Consider the following 16,311-nt stretch of genomic DNA (forward strand, 5'->3'; position numbering starts at 1 on the left):
TCCCTCGGGCCGCTTATTCGGCGGCGATGCTGCTGACGTCCTGGCCCGAAGCGGCCATGATCGCCTTGACGATGTTGTGATAGCCCGTGCAGCGGCACAGGTTGCCTTCCAAATACTTGCGGATCTCGGCCTCGGACGGGCGTGGATTGTCCTTCAGCAAGGCCGCCGCGCTCATCACCATGCCCGGTGTGCAGAAGCCGCATTGCAGCCCGTGGTGATCCTGAAACGCCTGCTGGATCGTATTGAGCGTCCCATCCTCGGACGCCTGACCCTCGATCGTGCCGACCTCGGCACCGTCAGCCTCAACCGCCAGCATGTTGCACGACTTCACGGCCTCGCCGTTTACATGCACCACACAGGCACCGCATTGCGCCGTATCACAGCCAACATGCGTCCCCGTCAAAGACAAATGATCCCGCAAAAAACCAGACAATAACGTCCGACCCTCAACATCACCGCTCACAGACAGACCATTCACAGTCAGCGATATTTTCATCACATTTTCCTCCCTTAAATCCGTAGCTCAACCGCCCAATACGCGCTTGAGCCAGCCTTTCTTTTCGGTTGCCTCTTCCGTTTGTTGTTCGGGTTCAGCTGTCGCTTCGCTGGCGGGGGCCTCTGGCTCTACCTCGACCGCGCTTTGGAAATTCTGAAAGAACTGATCCGCCATTTTTTTGGCGAACCCGTCCACGACACGCCCGCCCAGTTGGGCCAGCTTGCCGCCCACGCGCGCGTCAACATTGTAGGTCAGCAAGGTGCCTTCGGCGACATCGGACAGCGTGACATCTGCTGCGCCCTTGGCAAAACCGGCAGCGCCGCCTTTGCCTTCGCCCGACAGTTTCAGGCTTTCCCCGGAAACCATGTCGGACAGGGTCACTTTCCCTTTGAACGTGGCTTTGACGGGGCCGACTTTCTGCACCACGGTGGCGTCGAATCCGTCTTCGGCGGTGCCGGTCATCTCCTGGCAGCCAGGGACGCATTCGCGCAGGACATCTGCTGACAGCAGGGCATCCCAGACCTCGGACCTTGGCGCGGCTATTGTGCGGCTGTCATGTAACTCCATGTCACTCCTCCAGAGTTTTTTCCAACCTAGGGCGTCGGGGCCGCAAAGCATATGCGACCTTGGGCGTAGTCAGCGAAGTTCGGGAGGGGTGTGCGTCAGCCCGTAGTCCTCGAAGATTTTGGCGATGCGGCCATCCTGAAGCGCCGCATAGATCGCGTCATCGACCGCATAGCTGAGGCCGCGATAGGCAAAATGCACGGCCACGCCGCTGGTCCAGGTGCTGACGGCAAAGCCGGGCAGCGGAGGGGTGTGGATATCCAGATCCGGGGTCAGCCCGGCCTCTAACTGGGCGCGGGGGCCCATTGCGGCCATCGTTTCACCTGCGGCCAGAGCTTCCATCGCCTGATCTGCGGTTGGGAACCGGCTGACATTCTGCGACAGTTGCCCGCCGGGAAAAGACGACAGGTAGAAATCGGCAATCGAATCGTTTTCAACAGCGACGGTGTCAAAGCGGAAATAGGCCGGAACTGGAGGGTCTTCGGGATAGGCATCGCGGCGAAAGGCGATGGCGATTTCCTCGTCATGATACTGGCCGGTGAACACCACCTGTTCGACCCGGCAGGCAAATTCGCTGTCATAGGGAATGTGCAGCATGACATTGGCCACGCGCCCATTGATCAGCGGTCCTTTCCAGATCCAGTTGCGCAGATCGGCCTCAAGGTTTTCTCCTGCCGCGACCAGATTGAACCGGGGCTCGACCCCCAGATCCTGTGCGATCAGCTTGCCGATTTCGATGTCCACGCCCTGTATCTTGCCGTCCTTCTCAAAGGACCAGGGCGCAAAATCTTCGTAGGCTGCGAACTCGATGTAACCGCGCTCGACAATGGTATCGAGGTCAGCGCCCACGATGTCGCGGCTGGCATTCTGGGGTTTGGGTTGGGGCACATGGTCTTCACACCTGGCCAGAGCCGACCCTGCGGACAGGGCGGCGACCAACAGGGAGAAAATGAAATGGCGTCCGATCATGTGCCCCAGTCTGCCGTTCTATTGCGCGGCAGACAATCCGATAGTCAGCTGCTCCGCCGCTTGTGCAAAATCCGGGGCCTCGCCCGAGATCAGCACCGCAGCGCGCAGGGCCACCGAGTCGGCCACAGGCGCGCCCGAGCCGGTCTCAATCGTGCCCGCGATCTCGGTCAGTTCGGATTGCAGGGCGGCTGTGTCTCCATCCGCGCCCTCTGCCATAGCGGCCAGCTCGTCTCGGATTTCCTTCAACCGGTCCGAGTGATCGTCCAACGCGCCGTCGTCAGGGCGGGTCTCGATATAGGTGCGAATGGCCCAGGCGGCCTTTTGGCCCAACAAATCACCAAAGGCGGGCATCTTGGTGATACCGTTCTGTGTATAGCCCTCGCGGAAGCGTTCGATATACCATTCGTCGCCGTATTCTTCGGCCTCGAGGTAGCGCAGGTCGGGGGCCAGTCCGCCCGATATGACGCCCAGTCCGTGGCAGCGCGCGCAGTTCTGGTTGTAGCCGGAATCGCCGATTTCGATTGCAGCCTGCCAGACCTCTTCGCCCTGATCGCGATAGGGGTTTTCGATCAGCCATTCCTCGCTCACGTCGGGCAGGGCATCCGTATTTACTGGCTGGGGCGCGACATCTCCATGTGCCAGCGCCATTCCCGCTGTCACCGTTGCCGCAAGCGCCGCGCTGTAAAAACCAAGACGCATCTCATCCTCCTATTGAAGCTTTCCCCGGTCATAGCGCAGGCAAATACATCGCGACATTCGACCTTGGTTGCAGATGGGCAAAATCTGCGACTAAGGTCGAATGGCTTTCCCATTTTCGACCGGCTTTTACTTTTAGGGCCGGGGAGGAGGCGCAGAATGTTCAGGTTTTCTTTTGTTCTTGCAGCCTTGGCGCTGGCATCTGGCGCTGCGCAGGCCGAGGTTGCGATTTCAGTGACTTACCTGCAGCAAGAAGTTGAGCGTCCTCCGGTGCTGTCCAACCTTGATCCGATTCCTGAAGACCTGGGCATGGCGGGCGCCGAGCTAGGTCTGGCTGATAACCTGACAACAGCCAAGTTTCTGGGGCACAAATACGATCTGACAGTGACCACGGTGCCCGAGGGCGGGGACTGGGCCCAAGCCGCGCGGCAGGCTTTGGCCAATAGTCCCTTCGTCATTCTGGACGCGCCTGCGCAAGCGCAGCTTGAGGTCGCCAATCTGCCCGAAGCAGCGGGTGCGGTGCTGTTTAACGCCTCGGCCCCCGATCTCTCGCTGCGCGAGTCCGAGTGCCGTGCCAACCTGTTGCACACCTTGCCATCGGACGTGATGCGCACCGACGCTCTGGCGCAGTTCCTGGTCAAACGCCGGTGGGAAGATATCGTCCTGATCGCTGGAGAGCATCCGGGGGATCAGGCCTTTGCCGAGGCGTTGAAGCGGTCTCTGCAAAAGTTCCGTTTGGAGCTGCAAGCGGAAAAGATATGGGTTTTCGATGCCGATCTGCGGCGCAACGCTGCGCAGGAAGTGCCACTGTTTACGCAGGACTTCGGCGACTATGACGTGCTGCTTGTCGCTGATGAGCTGGACGATTTCGGCCGCTACATCCCTTTCAACACATGGGAACCGCGCCCCGTTGCCGGGTCAGAGGGGTTGCAGCCCGTCACGTGGTCGCGCGTGGTCGAACAATGGGGCGCCGTGCAGATGCAGAACCGTTTTGCCGATCAGGCAGGGCGGGCGATGCGCCCCAAGGATTACGCGGCATGGGCGGCCTACCGGGCCTTGGGCGAGGCGGTGACGCGTACACAATCAGATAATCCGGCGGTTCTGCGCGACTATATCCTGTCGGATGATTTCGAACTGGCCGGATTCAAAGGCCGCGCGATGAATTTCCGAGCCTGGAACGGCCAGTTGCGGCAGCCCATCCCTTTGGTCACGGATCGCGCCGTTGTGGCGATGGCCCCGCTCGAGGGGTTTCTGCATCAACGTACCGAACTGGACACGCTGGGCATTGATGAAGCCGAAAGCCAGTGCCAGGCATTTAAGGAGTAACAGCGATGAGACTAGCAGCAATTCTGGCAGCGACCGCGCTCTGCGCTCCGGCCACTGCGGATGAGATCTGGATCAGCAATGAAAAGGACGACACGCTCAGCGTGATTGACATCGAAACGCTTGAGGTGATCCGCACCATTGAGACCGGAGAACGCCCGCGCGGGATTACGTTCTCCAAGGACTACTCGGTTCTCTATATCTGCGCGTCGGATAGTGACTCGGTTCAGGTAATGGACCCCGAAACGGGCGAGATTCTCCATGACCTGCCCTCGGGCGAGGACCCGGAGCAGTTTGTGCTGCACCCCAATGACAAGCACCTCTACATCGCCAACGAAGATGACGCGATCACCACGGTGGTCGATACGGAATCGCGTACGGTGATTGCTCAGATCGACGTGGGGATCGAACCCGAAGGGATGGCCGTGTCCCCCGATGGCAAGATCGCCATCACCACGTCCGAGACCACCAATATGGCTCATTGGATCGACACCGAGACTCAAGAGCTCTTCGCCAACACTCTGGTCGATTCCCGCCCGCGCCATGCCGAATTTCTGAAGGATGGGACCGAGCTTTGGGTCAGCTCAGAAATCGGCGGCACCATCACTGTGTTCGACGTGGAAACCCAGACCGAAAAGGCCAAGATCGAGTTCGAGGTCGAAGGTGTCCACCCCGACCGGGTGCAGCCCGTGGGGTTTGAATTGTCCAACGGGGATGAGACCGCCTTTGTCGCGCTGGGACCGTCGAACCATGTGGCGGCGGTGAATGCCGAAACTTATGAGGTTGAGGACTACATCCTCGTGGGTCGCCGCGTCTGGCACATGGATTTCAACGCCGACAAGTCGCTTTTGTTCACCACCAACGGCGTCTCCGGCGATGTGACCGTGATCGATGTGGCTAAGCGCGAACCGATCAAGACGATCAAGGTTGGGCGTTTCCCCTGGGGCGCGGCCTTCCGTCCGACCAACTGACAAGATTGAGGAGATTATAGAGATGAAGCGACTGGTATGCGTGGCCGCGATGTTGGCTATGGCTTTGCCCGCTGCGGCTTTGGCCGACGATGATGACGACGGCTTTGGTCTGGCCGGGATCTTGTCGGCCAAGAACAAGGAAGACCTGCCTCCGATCACGCTCTCTGCCGGAGTGCCTTTGGCCGAGGCCCCATGGGAGCTGAAATCCGGCACCTATTATGAGTTCGAAATTCAAGGGGACGGCAGTCAGGAACTGGCTCTGGTCGGGCCGGAGTTCTTCCGCGCGATCTGGGTGGACGAGATCGTGGTTGAAGGGTTGGAAATCCGGCCTCTGGGCGTCGACTCCGTTGAATTCGATGAGGCGGGCGAGATGGAAATAGGCTTTGTCGCGATCAAGCCGGGCAGCTACTATCTGAAAGTGCCGGGCAGCACCGGCGAAACGCAGCGGCTGGAGATTACCATTAAGTGACAGGGCTTTCGGTCCGCAATGTCAGCTACGCCTATGGCGACAAACGCGCCCTTGATGACGTGAGCTTTCACGTTCCGCAGGGCGCGTTTTGCGCGTTGCTGGGGCCCAATGGCGCGGGGAAATCGACTCTGTTTTCCCTGCTGACCCGCCTGTTCACCACCGCGCAGGGGGTGATCGAGGTGGCGGGGTTCGATATCTCGAAACAACCCCGTCAGGCCTTGGCGCAGATCGGGGTTGTGTTCCAGCAGTCGACGCTGGATCTGGACCTGACGGTTCATCACAACCTCAGCTATTTCGCCGCCTTACATGGTCTGTCAGGTCGCACAGCCGAGAGCCGCATCGCCGCCGCTTTGGAACGTCTGGATATGGCCGAACGCGCAAGCGAACGCACCCGCAATCTGAATGGCGGCCACCGCAGACGGCTGGAGATTGCGCGTTGCCTGATCCATGCGCCCTCGGTCCTGTTGCTGGACGAACCGACGGTGGGGCTGGATGCTGCTGCGCGCAGCGCCATCACCCAACATGTGCATGATCTATCGGCACAGGATGGGCTGACCGTGTTGTGGGCCACCCATCTGACCGATGAGATCAACCCCGACGATCAGCTTGCCATCCTGCATCGGGGGAAGATGCTGACACAAGGCACCTGCCGCGACATCACCGACGAACAGCCGCTGCAACAGGTATTCCTGTCGATGACTGGAGCCTCCGCATGACCGGCGCGCTGATCGCCCTGCGCGCGATCCTGATCCGCGAGGCGCTGCGCTTTGTCCGCCAGCGAAGCCGGTTCATCGCGGCTTTGATACGCCCGCTGGTCTGGCTGATCGTCTTTGCTGCCGGGTTCCGTGCGGCCCTTGGCCTGTCGATCACGCCGCCCTATCAGACCTACATCACCTATGAGATCTACATCGTGCCGGGCCTCTGCGGCATGATCATGCTGTTCAACGGCATGCAAAGCTCGCTCAGCCTTGTCTATGACCGCGAGATGGGGTCGATGCGGTTGCTATTGACCAGCCCTCTGCCGCGATGGTGGCTGTTGTTCTGCCGCCTGCTGGCCAGCACCACGATCTCGATCCTGCAGGTCTATACGTTTCTGGCGGTGGCCGCGATCTACGGCATCGATATGCCGTGGTATGGATATCTGTGCGTCTTTCCCGCGCTGATCGTTGCCGGGCTAATGCTGGGGGCGCTGGGTCTGGCGCTGTCCTCGGCCATCAAGCAGCTTGAGAATTTTGCGGGAGTGATGAATTTTGTCATCTTCCCGATGTTCTTCCTGTCCTCGGCGCTCTATCCGCTGTGGAAGATGGCCGAAAGCTCGGCCCTGTTGCGTGATATCTGCGCGCTCAACCCCTTTACCCATGCGGTCGAGCTGATCCGATTCGCGCTCTATGGTCAGTTCAACGGCCCGGCCCTCGGCTGGACCATCCTTGCCGGTTTGGCGTTTCTGGGCCTCGCGCTATGGGGCTACGACCCGGCCCGCGGGATCAAACGCCCGGGTCGCTAAGCCGTCTACGACCATGGCAGAGGTGAAATGCGCCCCCTGATGCGCTATGATGCCTTTCAAACGGAGGGTTCTTTCATGATCCGTATCGCAATCGCATTGCTGTTTCTGGGCACAGCGGCCTCGGCCCAGACGGTCGAGGATGAGTACGGCACGCTCAACCCGCAGGACACGGGCTTTGGCCGCGTCATGAGCAATATTGACAATGGCGTCACCGATATGACGACCTGCGCGACCGGCTATTACATCACCAAATCCGGCCGTCACGAGATGGCGCGCAAGCTGTTCGAAAATTGCGCCAATGCCGGGTATACCGGCGCGATGACATGGATGGGGCAGTTGGACAATAACGGGCTGGGCGGAGACTACGATCCCGATGCCGCCGCCGCCTGGGACAAACGCGCCGCTGATCTGGGCGACCCGGTGGGCAAGTTCAACTACGGCCTCAACCTGCTGCGCGGCCACGGGGTGGCGCAAGACCCGGAACTTGGCCGAGCGTATGTGGATGAAGCCGCAAGCGATGGCCTGAAAATCGCCAAACGTCTGCAAGACTCTGGCTATGACCCCAATGAGGTCACGCCGGACGCAGATGAGTGGAAATACGCGCCCTTGTTCTGAGTTTAGTGAGGTGACGTAGTCGGGCACTGGAATAGGCGCGGGCGCCCGATGGTGCAAGGTTTTCCAAATCGCAACCAACCTCTAATCAGTCGATCACGACCTGAGGTAACCAGTGGCTATCGGGATCGGCCTCGTGGATGTCTGCCTCGGATACGGGCCTAAGATCTCCGTCTTCTGGCGGGGCCGATAGGATACCCATATCCATTTCGTGCAGCTGTCCTATCAGGCGGTCGCCGTCGCGTTGCAGGCGGTAATAGACCCCGTTCCACATATCAATGCCGTATTCGGTGGCACCCTTGTGGATAAACAGCAAGTCGTATTCCAGATCGGTCAGATCGCTGTCCGAGACCTCGCGCCGCAGAGCATAAGGGTAGGGGACGTGGCACCAGTGTTTGTCCGCCCCCTCAAGACAGCGAAACGGGCGCATGGACAGGAAATGGTTTGCGAAGGGGCCTGCGCTCAGGTCGATTTGATAGGCTGTGGCGTCGCCCTTGGGTTCGAAATTCACGTTTCCGATCAATATCTTGTTGCCGTCTCCGTCGATCAGAGAAATGGCCCTTTGCCCCGACAGAGGATCGGCCAGCGCAGGCTGCGTGCAGATCAAAGTCGCAGGTATTAACCAAGTGAAAAGCCGCCCCATCATAGCCTCGCGCGTCAAAAAAGATGGCCCAACCTAGTTGAAATCGGCCGTTTGCGCCCTACGACCAATGTGCAATTCCAACACCGGTGCCCGCCTGCGAATAATACTCTCGCCAACAATCCCGACGCGTCGGAGATTCGGCGTGGAGGAAAGACATAAGTCTAGGGAGGATACCGATGAACCGGTTTATCATGGCCGCCGCTGCGAGCATTGTCGCAACCGGCGCAGCCTATGCAGAAGTTACCGAAGACGATCTGGCCAATGACCAAACGATCACCACTCAGGTTGTGACCAATGGTATGGGGCGGCATTTGCAGCGCTACAGCCCGCTGGACATGCTGAACAAGGACAACGTCAAGAACCTGCTTCCGGCCTGGGCCTTCAGTCTTGGCGGAGAAAAGCAGCGCGGGCAGGAAACCCAGCCACTGATCTATGACGGGATGATGTATATCACCGGGTCTTATTCACGCCTCTATGCGATTGATCTGGAGACCGGCAAAGAGGTCTGGCAATACGATGCGCGCCTGCCCGAAGGCATTCTGCCTTGCTGTGACGTGGTCAACCGGGGTGCCGCCATCTATGGCGACAAGGTCATTTTCGGTACGCTGGACGCGCGGATCGTAGCGCTGAACAAGGACACAGGCGATGTGGTCTGGCGCGACAAGATTGCTGACTACAAGGCGGGATATTCCTACACGGCTGCCCCGTTGATTGTTGATGGTCTGGTCATCACCGGCAACTCTGGCGGTGAGTTCGGCATCGTCGGCGCGGTTCAGGCCCGGGACGTCAACACCGGCGATCTGGTCTGGGAACGCCCCGTTATCGAAGGCCACATGGGCACGCTGAATGGCGAAGAAAGCACCATGACCGGAGAGCTGAACGCAACCTGGCCCGGTGACATGTGGAAAACCGGCGGCGGCGCGACCTGGTTGGGCGGCTCTTACGACGCTGACACCGATACGCTGGTCTTCGGCGCAGGCAATCCGGCCCCGTGGAACAGCTGGCTGCGCAATGCGGGCACCCCCACCGAAGGCAACAAGGGCGACAACCTCTATGCCGCCAGCCGCATCGGGATCGATCCCAAAACCGGCGAGATCAAGTGGCATTTTCAAACCACCCCGCGTGAAGGCTGGGACTATGACGGTGTGAACGAAGTGGTTGCCTATACCGACCGCGAGGGCAACCAGCGCTACGCCACTGCCGACCGGAACGGGTACTTCTATGTTCTGAACCGTGAGGATGGTGGGTTCGTCTCGGCGACACCTTTCGTCAAGGACATCACATGGGCCGACGGAATTGATGAGACCGGACGTCCGATCTTTGTCGAAAATAATCGCCCCGGTGATCCAGCCGCTGCGGCTGATGGCAACAAGGGTGAGGTCATCTTTGCCTCGCCGTCGTTCCTAGGTGGCAAGAACTGGATGCCAATGTCGTTCTCGCAGAATACCGGTAATTTCTACGTGCCTTCGAACGAATGGGGCATGGATATCTGGAATGAGCCGATCACCTACAAAAAAGGTGCCGCCTATCTGGGCGCGGGCTTTACCATCAAGCCGAACTACGAAGATCACATCGGCTCGCTCAAGGCCATCGACCCCGATACCGGCGAGTGGAAGTGGGAATTTAAGAACGACGCTCCGCTGTGGTCGGGTGTGATGACCACGGCTGGTGGCCTGGTGTTCTTCGGCACCCCCGAGGGCGAATTCATCGCGCTCGATGACGAAACCGGTGAGAAACTGTGGTCGTTCCAGACCGGTTCCGGCATCGTCGGTCAACCTGTGACCTGGGAACAGGATGGCGAGCAATATGTCTCGATCATCTCCGGCTGGGGCGGTGCGGTTCCGCTGTGGGGCGGCGAAGTGGCCAAGAAGGTCAACTACCTGAACCAGGGCGGTACCTTGTGGACCTTCCGCCTGCCGAAAGAGCTGGCCTCGGCGAACTGAGGCGGGTTCTGAACCTAAAGAGCGCGCGCTCGGTATCCGGGCGCGCGTTTTCTTTGGTCTACGACCTTCCGCCAGTAGGCGTATGCTGACGGTGTTGCTAGACTCAGAGCAAAGAGAGTTTCAATGCAAAGGCGACCTTGATGCTTGCAGAACCCGCCAGACAGACCGACTTTGAGAATGTTCTGATTGTCGACGATCACCCGCTGTTCTGCGACGCCTTGTCGATGACCCTGCGCAGCGTGGCCGAGATCGGCGAAATTCACACCGCAGACCGTTTGGAAAACGCTATGGAGCTGGTGGCCAAAGGGCTGAAACCGGATGCGGTGATGCTGGACCTGAACCTGCCGGATGTGGATGGCCTGGATGGTCTGGTGCGCTTGAAATCCGCGGCGGATGCGCCGGTGATTGTTGTGTCCTCGTTGACCGACAACCGTGTGATCAGTCAAGTGATCAAGGCAGGAGCATCGGGATACGTGCCCAAGCATAGCCAGCGCGATGTGTTCCGCACCGCGTTCGAGACGGTGCATGCGGGGGGGATTTTTGTCCCCGATGGCTGCGTTCTGATCGAAGATGAGGAAGAGGATGAACATAGCGATGCGGTTAACCGGCTTGCCGCGCTGACCAATCAACAGGGCCGCATTCTGCAACTGATCTGCGAGGGCAAGTTGAACAAGCAGATCGCCTATGACCTGTCGATTGCCGAAACAACGGTTAAGGCGCATGTCACTGCAATCATGCGGAAACTTGGCGTTCAAAGCCGCACTCAGGCGGTTCTGATTGCCAAGAAAGCATCGTTTGCCAGCGTATTGCAAGAATAGGGTCAGATACTCTAACCTCTCAGCAATCGTCGGGCTTTAGGGAGGAGTCGCGATGAACCAAGCATTCGGATGGGCCAGCGCCCAGTCCGTCAGGCCAGGCATCGTAAAAACGGCATTTGCGGAATGCAGCGCCGATAACGCAGTCAGGGAACTGTCCAAGTCGTTGGGGGATGATCCCATGGCGCTGATCATTCTGTTTGTCAGCCCCAATGCCGATGCCGCGGCGGTGATCGCCGAGGCTGAACAGGAATTTGCGCCCACGATGGTGGTCGGATGCACCACCGCCGGAGAGCTTGCCGAAGGTGGCTATAACGAGGATCAGATCGTCGCACTTGCCTTGCCGCGCTCACATTTTGAAACGCGCACCATTCTGTTGCCGGACCTGAATGATTTCTGTGCGCAAGACATCATTGCCGAAATGATCCATAACCGAACCGCAATGACGCGCAGCTTTCCCGCTTGGGAAAACGAATTCACCTTCTTGATGATCGACGGCTTGTCCACCAAAGAAGACGAGCTGACATCCGAGCTGGCGATGGGGTTGGGGCCGGTGCCTCTGTTCGGTGGGTCTGCCGGCGACGGGACCGAGTTCGGCCATACCTATGTTCTGCATGGATCACAGGCGTTGGAGAACGCGGCCATTTTGGTGCAGGTGCGAACCTCGTGCCCGATCAAGGTGTTCAAGACAGATCATCTTGTTCCCGCCGCGCAGCGTATGGTCGTGACCAAAGCCGACCCCGCCAACCGCATCGTTCAGGAAATCAACGCAGAACCCGCAGCGCGGGAATATGCGCGCATCCTTGGCAAAGACCCCGAACAGCTGACCCCCTTTACCTTCGCGGCTCATCCGGTCGTCGTCCAGATCGGAGGTCAACATCATGTACGGGCCATTCAACAGGTTGCGGGTAATGGCGATCTGGTGTTCTTTTCGGCCATTGATGAGGGGCTGGTTCTGACCCTAGCCGAACCGCGCGACATGACGGTGCATCTGCAGGAAGAGATCGCGGCGCTGAACGAAAAGCAAAAGCCCGACACGATCCTGGCCTGCGACTGTATCCTGCGGAGGCTCGAGGCGCAGGAGAAACAGAAAACGCACGAAATCTCGCGCATTCTGTCGGACAATCATGTGGTCGGATTCTCGACCTATGGTGAGCAGTTCAACTCGATCCACGTCAATCAGACGATGACCGGGGTGGCGATCTACCCGCCCAGGGACGACTAGCGGATGATCGAGCATCTGACCGACCCGCTGGATCCGATCGAACGCCAGAATGAAAAACTGCTGAAGATCGTCGAGGCGCTGATGCGTCGGGTCGAGGAATCTACCGATGCCTCGGGTGCTGCTTATGCGCAATTCCAGCGCGCCGCCGTGTTGGAACAAGAGATCCGCACCCGCACGGATGATCTGGAGCGCGCTCTGGACCTTCTGAACGCGTCCAACGCGCAATTGGCCAAGGCCAATGAGGAAACCGAAGCTGCTCGGTCCGATTTGGCGAACGCGATCGAGGCGGTGCAGGATGGCTTTGCCTTGTTTGGGCGCGATGAAAAACTGGTGCTTTGCAACAGTCGCTTTGGGTTGCATATGCCCGATATCCAAGGTCGGCTGAAGCCAGGTCTGCGCTTTACAGAATATGTCGATCTCGTGAGCCGGTCGAGCTCTCTGCTGCTGCCGGAAGGGGTTGCACCTGTGGACTGGGCCGAGCTTCGATTGACGCGTCATGCGGATGACCATGTGGTGTTCAATGTGGGATTGAGCGGAAATCGCTGGATGCAGGTCTCGGAACATCGCACAAAGGACGCGGGCACAGTTATCCTGCAGACGGATGTGACCGATATCATGCGGGTCGAGCGGCTGGAGCGCGACCGCATCTTGGATGACAAATCGCGCCTGATCCGCGCCACGCTGGAACACATCGACCAGGGTGTCTGTATCTTCGACAACAAGCACCGATTGATTGGCTGGAACAACCGAGCCAGTGAGTTGCTGGCGATCCCGGTCGGGCAATTCCAGATGGGCACGCAGTTTGAAACGCTCTATGACCGGCTCGGTTCGAATATGAGTTTCCAACCGGGGATGAGCTGGGGTGATTTGTCCGACTGGACCAAGCGGGCCACCTCTCGGCGGCCCTTGCGGTTTCTGCTGCATCGGGGGCGGTCGAAAATCCTGTCTGTCTTTGCGCAGGAAATGCCCGACAAGGGCTATGTGATTTCATTTACCGATGTGACGGCGGAACGAAAATCGGCGCAGGCATTGCAGGACGCCAAGGAACTTCTGGAAAAACGTGTCGAAGCGCGCACCGTTGAATTGGCCGACGCGCTGGGCGAGGCGGAACGGGCAAATGCGTCAAAGTCCCGCTTTGTTGCCGCAGCAAGTCATGATCTGTTACAACCTCTGTCAGCCGCCAAGCTTTATGTGGCTTCGCTGAAAAACGGGTTGGATCAGTCGGAAACGCATGATGTGGCCACAAAGGCGGAAAGTGCGCTCAATAGCGTTGAGCATATCCTTGAGGCACTCTTGGACATATCGAAATTGGATTCCGGTAGCGCGACGGTCCACCTCTCGACCGTGTCGGTTGGTGATATGTTCAAGCAGATGGAGGACGCTTTCCGCCCGGTTGCGCAGGCCAAAGGGTTGGAATTGCGCGTGGTGCCGACCAGCGCGCTTGTGGCCAGTGATGCTAGCTACTTGCGGCGCATCCTTCAGAACCTGCTGTCCAACGCAATCCGTTATACCGACGCCGGCAAGGTTCTGGTCGGGGTGAAGCGGCGCAAAACCCGCGTTTCGATCGAGGTGCTGGATACCGGAATAGGCATCGCCGCCGATCAGCGCGACATGGTTTTTCAGGAATTCAAGCGGGTGCAATCCGACGCAAGCGCCGCCGAAGGTATGGGTCTTGGTCTCGCCATCGTCGAGCGCGCCTGCGGGTTGCTCAACCACCCGATTCATCTGCGCTCCGAGTTGGGAAAAGGCACGGTGTTTTCCGTCGAAATCCCTGTGGTGCAGGACCAAGGGCAGTTCAGTGAAGGCCGTCCCGCTGCTGCCGACAGGAAAACGGGTCAACTGGCGGATATGATCGTTTTGCTGATTGAAAATGACGCAAATCTCAGAAATGCACTGATGCTAACGCTCGAGTCCTGGGGCGTTCATGTGCTGGAATGTAGCAGTGAGGATCAGGCCGTGGACCTGCTGCGCGAGATCGGTATCACACCCGATGCGATCGTCGCGGACTACCAGCTGGATAGCGGAAAAACCGGGACTGAGGCGGTGCGTCGGATCAGCGCGGAATTCAGCGATGTGCCCGCCTGCATCATCTCGGCCAACCGGTCGCCTGAAACGGCGGAAGAATGCAAGGCGAACGGGTTGGAGTTAATACACAAACCCATCGACGCCAAAGAGCTTAGACACCAGTTGGTCAGCTTGATTTCGCGTTGATCCTTGCACGGGTCCGAGCGCAGACCGTGACCGCTGGATCCTAGCGTTGATGTTGCTCAAGATCGACCCGCGCGGAACGCAGACAGTTGGGTCACCGAATATTGAGCCGGTTCGATCATGGGGTGTGATGCCTTGCGTGGTGTGAATTGGCGTTCGCTGAGATCGGGTATTCTGGCGCGATACTCATTTGGTAATTATCGCTTAATAAAGCATAAATTAAGGTAAAATCTATTGATTGTTCTTGCGTGTCTTACTACGGTGCGCGCCATGACCCAGACAACAAAAACAATCGGCGCGACGTGCTATCGCTATCTTGGCAATGAAGGGCTGGAAACCGCCCAGTTCGATGATGAAACTTTCCTGCGGGTGTCGTCCCAGGCCGTCAGCAATTTGACCTCAAGCGCCTTTGCGGATGTCTCGCATCTGTTGCGCCCCAGCCATCTTGCCCAGCTACGCGAGATTCTCGATGACACGGATGCTTCGGCCAACGATCACTATGTGGCGCTGGAACTGCTAAAGAACGCGGTGATCTCTGCCGAGCGAGAATTCCCGAGTTGTCAGGACACTGGAACGGCGATCATTCACGGTAAGAAGGGCCAGAATGTTCTGGTCCGGGGCGATTTGCACGCGGCGGTCGAGCAGGGGGTCAAGGACACTTGGGAAACGCGCAATCTGCGTTTTTCGCAAATGGCCCCGCTCAGCATGTACCGCGAACATAACACCGGTACCAACCTGCCCGCGCAGATCGACATCGAGGCCCTCAGCGGGGATGCTCTGGAGTTCCTGTTCATGGCCAAAGGAGGTGGCTCGGCAAACAAGACGTTTCTGTATCAGGAAACAAGGCGACTGCTGGAACCCGAGCGGATACTGGCATTCTTCGACAAAAAGATACGGACTTTGGGTACGACGGCTTGCCCGCCATACCATCTGGCGATTGTCATTGGGGGGCTTTCGGCTGAACACTGTCTGAAAACGGTCAAGAAGGCCTCGGCCAAGGAATTGGATGATCTACCCACGACCGGTAGCCCCGATGGGCGCGCCTTTCGCGATCAGGCGCTTGAGGCGCAGATATTGGAGCTGACCCGCAACATGTCGCTGGGTGCCCAGTTTGGCGGAAAATATTTCTGCCATGACGTGCGCGTCATTCGCCTGCCGCGCCACGGAGGAAGCCTGCCGGTTGGTATGGGTGTCAGCTGTTCGGCGGATCGCCAGATCAAGGGGCGAATCGACCGGGATGGGATCTGGGTCGAGCAGTTGGAACATGATCCGGCTCGGTTCCTGCCCGCGCAGGATGTCGCGGCGCAATCCGCAACCCGGATTAACCTAGACCAGCCGATGGATGATATCTGTGCCGAATTGTCTAAGCTGTCCGTCTCCAGCCCGGTTCTACTGACCGGTACCATGATCGTCGCGCGCGATCTGGTGCATGCCGAACTGGCCCGGATGATCCGAGAGGGTCAGGAGCTGCCGGATTACATCCGCGATCACCCGGTCTACTATGCGGGCCCGGCTAAAACGCCCGAAGGCTATGCCTCAGGCTCGTTCGGGCCAACCACCGCCGCGCGGATGGACCCTTATGTGCCGGAACTGCAGGCGCTGGGCGCGTCCCGCGTGATGATCGCCAAGGGCAATCGTGCGCCCTCGGTCGTACAAAGCTGCAAGGAGCATGGCGGGTTCTTTCTGGGCTCGGTCGGCGGGGCGGCGGCAGTTCTGGGCAAGGACGTCATCAAAAACATCGAAACGCTGGATTTTCCCAACTTCGGGATGGAGGCCGTCTTTCGCATAAAAGTCGTAGATTTCCCGGCATTTGTGATTATTGACGACAAAGGAGGAGACTTCTTTACCCGCAAACCCGCCTTCTAGCGCACAG

The 16,311-nt window shown here is 58.8% G+C and carries 16 protein-coding genes; 11 read left to right on the forward strand and 5 right to left on the reverse strand.

Annotated features, from left to right (window positions below; genetic code table 11):
- Window positions 1-13: 13 nt before the first annotated feature.
- The 4 genes from ACR0B5_RS04680 to pedF all read right to left on the reverse strand — a co-directional run bounded on the left by ACR0B5_RS04680 (window position 14) and on the right by pedF (window position 2,728).
- Window positions 14-496, reverse strand: coding sequence for a (2Fe-2S)-binding protein (locus ACR0B5_RS04680; RefSeq protein WP_419738903.1), 483 nt, complete (start codon window positions 494-496; stop codon window positions 14-16).
- Window positions 497-523: 27 nt separating this feature from the next.
- Window positions 524-1,063, reverse strand: coding sequence for an SRPBCC family protein (locus ACR0B5_RS04685; protein WP_480538750.1), 540 nt, complete (start codon window positions 1,061-1,063; stop codon window positions 524-526).
- A 69-nt stretch (window positions 1,064-1,132) separates the two neighbouring features.
- Complete coding sequence (locus ACR0B5_RS04690; protein WP_170666748.1) at window positions 1,133-2,029, reverse strand: substrate-binding periplasmic protein; 897 nt, start codon at window positions 2,027-2,029, stop codon at window positions 1,133-1,135.
- Between the two features lie 18 nt (window positions 2,030-2,047).
- Window positions 2,048-2,728, reverse strand: a complete 681-nt coding sequence (gene pedF / locus ACR0B5_RS04695; protein WP_480538752.1) for a cytochrome c-550 PedF — start codon at window positions 2,726-2,728, stop codon at window positions 2,048-2,050.
- A 156-nt stretch (window positions 2,729-2,884) separates the two neighbouring features.
- Here pedF and ACR0B5_RS04700 point away from each other — a divergent pair, with 156 nt between their 5' ends.
- From ACR0B5_RS04700 to ACR0B5_RS04725, 6 genes are all read left to right on the forward strand, one after another.
- On the forward strand, window positions 2,885-4,051 hold the full coding sequence (locus tag ACR0B5_RS04700) for an ABC transporter substrate-binding protein (RefSeq protein WP_480538754.1): 1,167 nt from the start codon (window positions 2,885-2,887) through the stop codon (window positions 4,049-4,051).
- Window positions 4,052-4,056: 5 nt separating this feature from the next.
- Entirely contained in the window at window positions 4,057-5,019 is a 963-nt protein-coding gene (locus ACR0B5_RS04705; protein ID WP_480538756.1) for a YVTN family beta-propeller repeat protein, read from the forward strand.
- Between the two features lie 22 nt (window positions 5,020-5,041).
- The gene (locus ACR0B5_RS04710) at window positions 5,042-5,488 is read left to right on the forward strand and encodes a cupredoxin domain-containing protein (RefSeq protein ID WP_480538758.1); all 447 of its coding nucleotides are present in this window, start codon (window positions 5,042-5,044) and stop codon (window positions 5,486-5,488) included.
- Window positions 5,485-6,204 (forward strand): ABC transporter ATP-binding protein, encoded by a 720-nt coding sequence (locus ACR0B5_RS04715; RefSeq protein ID WP_480538760.1) that lies wholly within the window; start codon window positions 5,485-5,487, stop codon window positions 6,202-6,204. Before ACR0B5_RS04710 ends, ACR0B5_RS04715 begins: the two co-directional genes overlap by 4 nt.
- On the forward strand, window positions 6,201-6,992 hold the full coding sequence (locus ACR0B5_RS04720; protein ID WP_480538762.1) for an ABC transporter permease: 792 nt from the start codon (window positions 6,201-6,203) through the stop codon (window positions 6,990-6,992). Before ACR0B5_RS04715 ends, ACR0B5_RS04720 begins: the two co-directional genes overlap by 4 nt.
- 75 nt (window positions 6,993-7,067) lie before the next feature.
- Window positions 7,068-7,607, forward strand: a complete 540-nt coding sequence (locus ACR0B5_RS04725; RefSeq protein WP_480538764.1) for an SEL1-like repeat protein — start codon at window positions 7,068-7,070, stop codon at window positions 7,605-7,607.
- A gap of 85 nt (window positions 7,608-7,692) precedes the next feature.
- On the opposite strand, the gene ACR0B5_RS04730 is transcribed toward ACR0B5_RS04725, so the two are convergent.
- The gene (locus ACR0B5_RS04730) at window positions 7,693-8,250 is read right to left on the reverse strand and encodes a hypothetical protein (protein WP_480538765.1); all 558 of its coding nucleotides are present in this window, start codon (window positions 8,248-8,250) and stop codon (window positions 7,693-7,695) included.
- Window positions 8,251-8,423: 173 nt separating this feature from the next.
- Between ACR0B5_RS04730 and ACR0B5_RS04735 the strand changes: the two genes are divergently transcribed.
- The 5 genes from ACR0B5_RS04735 to ACR0B5_RS04755 all read left to right on the forward strand — a co-directional run bounded on the left by ACR0B5_RS04735 (window position 8,424) and on the right by ACR0B5_RS04755 (window position 16,304).
- A complete protein-coding gene (locus ACR0B5_RS04735) occupies window positions 8,424-10,190 on the forward strand; it encodes a PQQ-dependent methanol/ethanol family dehydrogenase (protein ID WP_170378658.1) in 1,767 nt (588 codons plus the stop codon).
- A 140-nt stretch (window positions 10,191-10,330) separates the two neighbouring features.
- Complete coding sequence (locus tag ACR0B5_RS04740; protein ID WP_170378656.1) at window positions 10,331-11,008, forward strand: response regulator; 678 nt, start codon at window positions 10,331-10,333, stop codon at window positions 11,006-11,008.
- 52 nt (window positions 11,009-11,060) lie between these two features.
- On the forward strand, window positions 11,061-12,230 hold the full coding sequence (locus tag ACR0B5_RS04745) for an FIST N-terminal domain-containing protein (protein WP_480525830.1): 1,170 nt from the start codon (window positions 11,061-11,063) through the stop codon (window positions 12,228-12,230).
- Between the two features lie 3 nt (window positions 12,231-12,233).
- The gene (locus ACR0B5_RS04750) at window positions 12,234-14,441 is read left to right on the forward strand and encodes a hybrid sensor histidine kinase/response regulator (RefSeq protein WP_480538768.1); all 2,208 of its coding nucleotides are present in this window, start codon (window positions 12,234-12,236) and stop codon (window positions 14,439-14,441) included.
- Window positions 14,442-14,708: 267 nt separating this feature from the next.
- Window positions 14,709-16,304 carry a FumA C-terminus/TtdB family hydratase beta subunit gene (locus ACR0B5_RS04755; RefSeq protein WP_480538770.1) on the forward strand — a complete coding sequence of 532 codons (1,596 nt, stop codon included), beginning with the start codon at window positions 14,709-14,711 and terminating at the stop codon, window positions 16,302-16,304.
- The last annotated feature ends 7 nt before the right edge of the window (window positions 16,305-16,311 follow it).

The sequence above is a fragment of the Ruegeria sp. AG1 genome (assembly GCF_056541705.1).